This window comes from Actinomyces sp. (genome assembly GCF_030524025.1).
Classification (GTDB): domain Bacteria; phylum Actinomycetota; class Actinomycetes; order Actinomycetales; family Actinomycetaceae; genus Actinomyces.
In genome coordinates this window covers 38,107-44,819 of sequence record NZ_JAUNHI010000020.1, presented here as the reverse complement: position 1 = coordinate 44,819, position 6,713 = coordinate 38,107, and the positions used below count along the sequence as shown (strand labels likewise).

General features: G+C 64.6%; 8 protein-coding genes and 1 tRNA gene. 6 read left to right on the top strand and 3 right to left on the bottom strand.

Translation table 11 applies throughout. From position 1 onward, the window contains the following. From Q4C85_RS08420 to Q4C85_RS08400, 5 genes are all read left to right on the top strand, one after another. Nucleotides 1-204, top strand: a 204-nt coding sequence (locus Q4C85_RS08420; protein WP_303141274.1) for a helix-turn-helix domain-containing protein, incomplete at its 5' end; no start/stop codon positions are given. Between the two features lie 460 nt (nucleotides 205-664). Then, nucleotides 665-2,191, top strand: a complete 1,527-nt coding sequence (locus tag Q4C85_RS08415; RefSeq protein ID WP_303141273.1) for a Rep family protein — start codon at nucleotides 665-667, stop codon at nucleotides 2,189-2,191. A 68-nt stretch (nucleotides 2,192-2,259) separates the two neighbouring features. Next, the gene (locus Q4C85_RS08410; protein WP_303141272.1) at nucleotides 2,260-2,604 is read left to right on the top strand and encodes a hypothetical protein; all 345 of its coding nucleotides are present in this window, start codon (nucleotides 2,260-2,262) and stop codon (nucleotides 2,602-2,604) included. Nucleotides 2,605-2,937: 333 nt separating this feature from the next. Then, the gene (locus Q4C85_RS08405) at nucleotides 2,938-4,392 is read left to right on the top strand and encodes a hypothetical protein (protein WP_303141271.1); all 1,455 of its coding nucleotides are present in this window, start codon (nucleotides 2,938-2,940) and stop codon (nucleotides 4,390-4,392) included. 15 nt (nucleotides 4,393-4,407) lie between these two features. Beyond that, a complete protein-coding gene (locus tag Q4C85_RS08400; RefSeq protein ID WP_303141270.1) occupies nucleotides 4,408-4,602 on the top strand; it encodes a hypothetical protein in 195 nt (64 codons plus the stop codon). A 68-nt stretch (nucleotides 4,603-4,670) separates the two neighbouring features. Here the strand turns inward: Q4C85_RS08400 and Q4C85_RS08395 are convergent, their stop codons facing one another. Continuing rightward, the gene (locus tag Q4C85_RS08395) at nucleotides 4,671-5,435 is read right to left on the bottom strand and encodes a hypothetical protein (protein ID WP_303141268.1); all 765 of its coding nucleotides are present in this window, start codon (nucleotides 5,433-5,435) and stop codon (nucleotides 4,671-4,673) included. Nucleotides 5,436-5,555: 120 nt separating this feature from the next. Here Q4C85_RS08395 and Q4C85_RS08390 point away from each other — a divergent pair, with 120 nt between their 5' ends. Then, nucleotides 5,556-5,792, top strand: a complete 237-nt coding sequence (locus Q4C85_RS08390) for a helix-turn-helix domain-containing protein (protein ID WP_303141267.1) — start codon at nucleotides 5,556-5,558, stop codon at nucleotides 5,790-5,792. A 28-nt stretch (nucleotides 5,793-5,820) separates the two neighbouring features. Here Q4C85_RS08390 and Q4C85_RS08385 read toward each other — a convergent pair whose 3' ends face one another. Together Q4C85_RS08385 and Q4C85_RS08380 are read right to left on the bottom strand one after the other, a co-directional pair. Then, nucleotides 5,821-6,366 (bottom strand): antirestriction protein ArdA, encoded by a 546-nt coding sequence (locus Q4C85_RS08385; RefSeq protein WP_303141265.1) that lies wholly within the window; start codon nucleotides 6,364-6,366, stop codon nucleotides 5,821-5,823. Between the two features lie 192 nt (nucleotides 6,367-6,558). Then, nucleotides 6,559-6,632 (bottom strand) — tRNA-Pro (locus tag Q4C85_RS08380). Nucleotides 6,633-6,713 lie beyond the last annotated feature (81 nt).

The following is a 6,713-nucleotide window of genomic DNA, read 5'->3' as shown; positions in this document are numbered from 1 at the left end:
GCTGAGGCCGCCGAGTTCCTCGGCGTCTCCACCAAGACCCTCACCAACTGGCGCAGCCTGGGCAAGGGGCCGTCCTACCTCAAGTACGACCTCGGTGGCGCCCTTGACGGCCAGGGCCGTCGTCGTGGCTCCGTCGCCTACCAGGTCCGCGACCTGCGCTCCTTCATGCAGGATCACCGGACCGTCACCGGGGGTGCCCGATGAACCCCACCATCACCACCTTCTCCCCCGCGAGCGAGGGGCCGAAGGCCCCGAGGCTTGCCCGCGACGCGGGCACGCCCTCGTGTGAAAACCTGCCCTTGGAGCCTCCTCAAGAGTTTTCTGGCCAAAACGGGTCTAATTGCTCCCTACGCGCGCGCGGCATGGGCTTGTCGACTGCCGCGCACCCCAACAATCGGCTGGAACACCAGGCAAAACTCATCCTCGACACCACCTCGAACGAGACGCGCTTCCGCCTGTTTTCAGGGGGTCAATTAGGTCGTCAATTAGGGGTCAATTGGGGGTCAATTAACTTACGTGACCCCCTCGGAGGCCGTCTTGCGCCCGGTGCGGCGGCCTTCGTCGAGGCACCGGTCAGGCTCCGGTGCCTCGACAGAGGTCGCCAGGCGCACCCCTGCCTCGGTCCTCGTCACCACACTGCGAATCAGTCGGGAGGTGACCGGCGATGAGCAAGCAGTCGAACAACCCGACCTTGATCGGCCTCACGCAGCAGTTGAAGTCGGACCTGTGGACCTGGGCCGATGACCCCCACAACGCGACCGCACTGGACTGCGACGCGCTCAGTCTGGGGACCTACCTGGTGGAGCGACTGGAAGCCGTCGGCTGCAAGGTCGAGGCCGCGTACGCGATCATCCACGACAAGGACGAGCAGGACCAGTGGAACGAGGTCACGCACCAGTACGACCGCGTTCCGAAAGAGAGGCACGTCCACGCCGTCTTCCGGTTTGCCGACCGCAAGTCCTCCGCGTCCGTGGAGCAGCTCGCCGGGTTCCTCGGCGTGGAGCCGCAGTACGTCGAGAAGCCGAAAGCCGGACGCTACGCGTTCGACAACATGCTCGCCTACCTCGTCCACGCCAAGTACCGGGACAAGTACCAGTACCCGGCGGAGGAGGTCGCCACTCTTCGGGGGAAGAACTACATGGACATCCACGCCGAGAGGCGGGAGGTCTGGGCTCGCGGTGCGGCGACGATCAAGACCAAGAACGCGAACGAGTCGGCGGATTATCTGCGCGACCTGATCCTGGAGGGCCTCGTCTCGAAGGAGCAGGTCATGCTGACCGATGACCTCTTCACGATCTACTCCCGGCACAAGACGATGATGGACGAGGCCTTCGGTGCCTACGGTCAGCGTCGCGCCTACCAGGCCGCCGCGAAACTGCGCCAAGGCGACTTTCACACGACGGTCGTGTTCATCTGGGGAGAGTCAGGGGCGGGAAAGACCTACTTCGCTCGGGAGTTCATGGCCCGCGCTCTGGGTCTCGCCAAGGAACGCGGCGAGACGTGGCGCGTCTACCGGGCCGCGACGGCGAACCCGCTCGACGACTGGCACGGAGAAGAGGTCATCTTCCTAGACGACCTGCGCGGGTCCGCGATGGAGGCGAACGACTGGCTGCTGCTGCTTGACCCGTACAACGCCTCCCCGGCTCGTGCCCGCTACTCGAACAAGCAGGAGGTCGCACCCCGGCTGATCGTCCTGACAGCAACCATCCCGCCCGACCAGTACTTCTACTACACCCGCAACAAGGGCAACGTGGACGAGGCACTCGACCAGTTCATCAGGCGTCTCGCCGCGACCGTCAATGTCCAGCGTGTCGATGGGGAGCGCACGTTTACGGTCGCACCTGTGGGCCGTCTGGAGGAGGAGCGAACGGTCTCGTTTCCGACAACGGTCACTATCGACGGCAAACAGCACTACGGCCAACGGTACATCCCGATGAAGTTTGGCGAACTCAGCGCAGTCGAGCACTCGTCAGCCGGTGCGATCGGTTCCCTCTTGGAGCAACTCGACGCAGCCTCACCAGACATCGTGCTATCGGGTTCGGACGATTGGACTACGACGCAACAGCTCGTCCAGTCGGAGCGGGATCGGCAGGCCGAGAGAGAGGCCGAGGAACGGCGGGCACTCGCAGCAAGGGCAGCCGAGATGCAGGTTCAAGAGCCTTACACCGAGCCCTCCCTCTGGACCATCTGACCCCCCATAGACCGCCCTCATCGCCGCTTGGGCACCGGCACCAACTACACCCCCGAAAGGACAACATCATGACCAAGACCGCAGCCGAGATCGAGAGGGAACTGGAGCAGGCGAACGCCCGCGCACGCACCCTGCGCAATCACCTCAAGCGTGCCCGCGCAGAGGAACTCCTTTCCGCAAAAACTGCCCTGGGAGAGGCACTCTCCCGTGTGGTTTTTGCGGAAAGCCCAGAGGCGATGAGAGCAGTCATCGAGAACCTTGATGACCCCTCAATCGCCGACCAAGTGCGTCGTGTTCTCGGTGCGAACAGCACCGAGAACAGCGCACCCGAGGAGCCGGAGGAAGAGCCTCGGTGGGGCTCTGACGGAGGCGACGAGCAGGCCGACACCGATGTGCCAACGGCGCAGTGGTGACGGCCTTGGGGACAGGGGGAAGAACCGAGCGAGCGCAGGTTCGACCTCTGTCCCCGCCCCTGCGGAGCAGCCCCGTGACACCGGAGCGAAGCGTAGGTGTCTTTACGGGGTTAAAGACACATGTGTTGACGGGTAGCGGAGCGAGGGTCCCGGCAAGACATGTGGCTTTGTCACCGGAGGGTTCCTTTGGGTAGCGGAGCGAGGGTCCTAAAGGAACGTTCCGGTGATGCCACGGGGGCGCGACAAGGGGCAGCGAACGCAGTGAGCAGGGGCCCCACTCGCGGACACGGGGCGCCGACGAGTGAACGAACGAAGTGAGTGAGTGAGGAGAGAATGATGGGCAACGAAGTTGGCCGCACGGGATTCCACGTGACGCATACGAAGAGCGTCGGGGAACGCGGCGCGATCATTGACGAGATGATGCGAGAGTTGAGCGAGGAGTCCATCGCCAGATGGGCCAAGCGCAACCCGAGCATCGTCATCGAGGACGAGCACCTGGACATCGCCCTCGTGAACGGCGGGGATGGTGATCTGGTCCCCTGCACGGACCCGAAGCAGGTCCTCGCGTACGGCGCGCAGCGCCTCGCGAGGCTGTCCTCGCCGGTGCGTGAGGGCAAGGTCGATCCGGTGACGAAGAAGACCAAGGGCGGAACGTGGACGACCTCGATGTTCGTTCTCCACCTGCCCAAGAGCATGTGCCGTGAGGTGCCGGGCTTTTACCCCGTCCTGAACAAGGAGGGTAAGGAGGTGGGACGCCGCTCGCGATGGGTCGCGCGAGACCGTGACGAGGCGCTGCGGTACTTCGAGGACGCGATGGAGTTCATGGCCTCGCAGGTGATCCCTGGGGGCTGGGATGCGGTACTCGGAGCGGACATCCAGTTCTCCGAGACCACGCCGCACATCCAGGTCCTCGCGGACACGTTCGCGCCTGACACGCGGCCCGGTCATGAGGGCAGCCTGCGCTGCGACTTCTCCCGCGCCTACGGCTCGCACCGTGCCGTCCGCGACGAGCACGGCAGGCAGATGAGCGGGCAGACGAAGTTCCGCAAGTACCACGCCGACCTCAAGGACTGGATGGTCGAACACGGATGGGAGGTCGAGCGCGAAGTCGATCCCCTTCGACACGACAAGACCGAGACCAAGGCGACCTACGGCGCGTTGAAGGACGAGCGACGCGAGTTTGAGGAACGCGTCGAGCAGGTTCGAGGGGAGTTCGAGCAGCTTGCTGAGGAGGCGCTCGCCGAGGAACACAAGCGACTCGATGAGGGCTTCGCCGAGGTTCGCCTAGCCCGCAAGGAGGTCGAGCAGGAGCGCAAGGCCGCACGCGACGAGGGTAGGAAGGCGGGCCTCGCCGAGGGGCGCGCCGAGGCCAAGAGCGAGCTTGAGACCGCACGCGAGGAACTCACCCGGGCCAGTGCCCTGGCGAGCGAGGCCGCGCAGCATCTCGCCTCGGTCAAGACCTCCAAGCCGCTTTCGGGTGAGCAGGCTCGGGCGTTCTTTGCTGATGGTGTTCGCGCTCTTGCCGAGAGCATCTCGAAGAAGGCCGCCGACCCCGCCGTCCAGCGCATGATCGAGTCGGCGAAGAGTGCCTACGTCACCTTTGCCGACTCCGAGGGGTTCGCCGACTACGCGAAGGGCGTCTCCATGATCCGGCAGGAGACCCGCTCGCGCGTCCAGCAGCGCAGCGAGAGCGCCCAGCAGCGCCTCGACCGCCGCGTCCAGGACGCTGAGAAGGCCTTGAGTGCAGCCGCCGCCGAGCAGCCCAAGAACGACGGCTACGAGATGTGAGAGGAGGTGAGAGAGATGATCGAACCGCAGATTGGCAAGGGCATCACACTCGGAAAGCCGCGTGTCCTGGAGCAGCGCGTCAAGCGCTCTGAACGGCTCGACGCCCGCACCCGTGAGGGTGAGAGCGTCGCCGATTACCAGCGTCGCGTCCTCGGGCAGATCGGCAGCCTCAACTGGGGCAGCGAGCCCGACCATGAACCGGAGGCGTGAGACAAGAACCCCCTGGCCGCGAGGCCAGGGGGTTCTCTCATTCACAGGTCGATCTTCACGATCAAGGGTCAGTTGCCCTGAACCCAACTTCCGCTGCTGTCTCGCGCGTAGCCATCGACACCCGCCTGGGGGATCGTGATCGTGCCATCTCGCATGACACCTACGGTCACGTAGGCGAAGCGGTCAGACCCTGACTCGCTCTTGCTGTCAATCCGCTGGAAGTCGAATCCCGTGATCCTCGTGGTGGCGAGGTCGTCCACCGACGTTGCGCAGGGCAGGACCTCGACGAAGGAGTCCGGCGAATCCATGTACACACCTTCCTCGGGCTTGTTCGCATCGAACTGCGACATGGGAAGGATCTCGCTCCCGTAGGGGGCATCCGTCGCTACGCCGTAGTAGCGGGCCGCCCAGTTCGCCGACCCCATGATCGACCGGTCGCCCTCCTCGGGGATCACCTCACCAGTCTTCTCATTGATGTTCGTCTTCGGCGGTACCGGCTTGGTCACCACCGCCTCACCGCCCTCGTTGAACTCCACGTGACCCTCGACGGCACACAGGCTCGTGGAGGTCACCTCCTGTGATCGCAGGGTCACCGACTTCACGGGGACGGTCACGCCGTCGATCTTGAGGGCCTCGACCAGGCCGTCGGGCAGCTGAACGGTGACCTCACCGCCTGGAGCACTGTCCGGGGCGGAGGCGAAGTCGAAGACCGCACGGTCGCTGGCGGGCGCCGAGCCGGAGCCTGAGGATGCGCCGGAGCCGCAGCCAGCTAGGGCCAGGGCACCGACAAGGAGGAGGGACGGTAGGGAGAGCGCACACGAGCGCAGATTCATAGGTGTCTCCTTTTGGCTTGAATCATGAGGGGAACCGCTTGCCCACCCCAGCATACTGGTATGCGATCGGTTCCTGTAGAAGTTATCAGTACCTGGAACTGGTGACTACCGGCACTGACGATGGATCAGGTGAGTGGCGGATCGACAAGGGTTCTCAGGTCGGCGCTCGGCGCGAACGTGCGTGCCGAGCGTCTTCGTCGGGGGCTCACTCAGGAGGGCTTGGCTGAGCGACTCGGGGTCACACCCCGGTACCTGGCAGGCATCGAGCGCGGCGAGCGCAACCTGACCCTCGACTCCATCGAGGCCCTCGCAGAGCAGCTCGACATGGATCCCCACTCTCTACTGGCGCGACGGTAGCGATACCTATGCGCGGCAGGCACGAGGGTCAGCAGCACCGGAAGATGTACACGGCGCCGTTGGGCGCTTCGGTGATGCTGTAGTCGAGCCGCTCGTCCCGCCACCACTTCTGCACGTCCACGTACGAGTGCAGGTGCTCGGGCACCTCATCCCACACGCCCATCTCCTCGGCGAGTTGGTTGGCGTAGTCAGTCTCCGACTCCCAGCAGCCGCAAAACCGCTCCTCGAAGTCGGACACGCACGGCAACTCATCAGCATCAACGACGTAGCAGCCGCTCTCGACCCACGACACCAGCGCAGGCCAGAGGGTCTCCCCCACCTCGCCATAGAGTTCACCCCACTTCGAGGCGACGGACGGGGAGACTTCCCCGGTCCCGTAAGGGAAGCCCTCGGTATCCAGGCACCACAGTTCGTCGTGAGCACTGGGGTAGCCGTGGACTTCCTCAGACGTGAGGCTGGCGGCACTCTCGGCATCGACCCACCTCCCCACGAGGCGACCGGCGTTGTAGCACCCGAGGCAGCCCACCCAGACACGGGGACGAACGACGGCAACAGTTGAGCATGAACAGGACATTGGAAACCTCCCGAGTAGGTGGAGGTCGCCCTGGGCAGCCGATTCTCGGGCACGGCGCTCACATGCAGGACGACCTCCAGGAGGTCTCCCGGAGCCGCTCGCGGCTCTGAATCTCAAGATGAGTTTCAAGATGAGATTGAGGGAAACACGACGAAGCCCGGAACCTCAATCGTTGAGATTCCGGGCTTTTCGTCGGGCTGGCGGGATTTGAACCCACGACCCCTTGACCCCCAGTCAAGTGCGCTACCAAGCTGCGCCACAGCCCGTGGCCCCGCGACCGGCTGGCGAGCGGGACGAGTAGAACCTTAGCCCACGATCGCGTCCGAGCCGAAATCATCGCCCGGTGA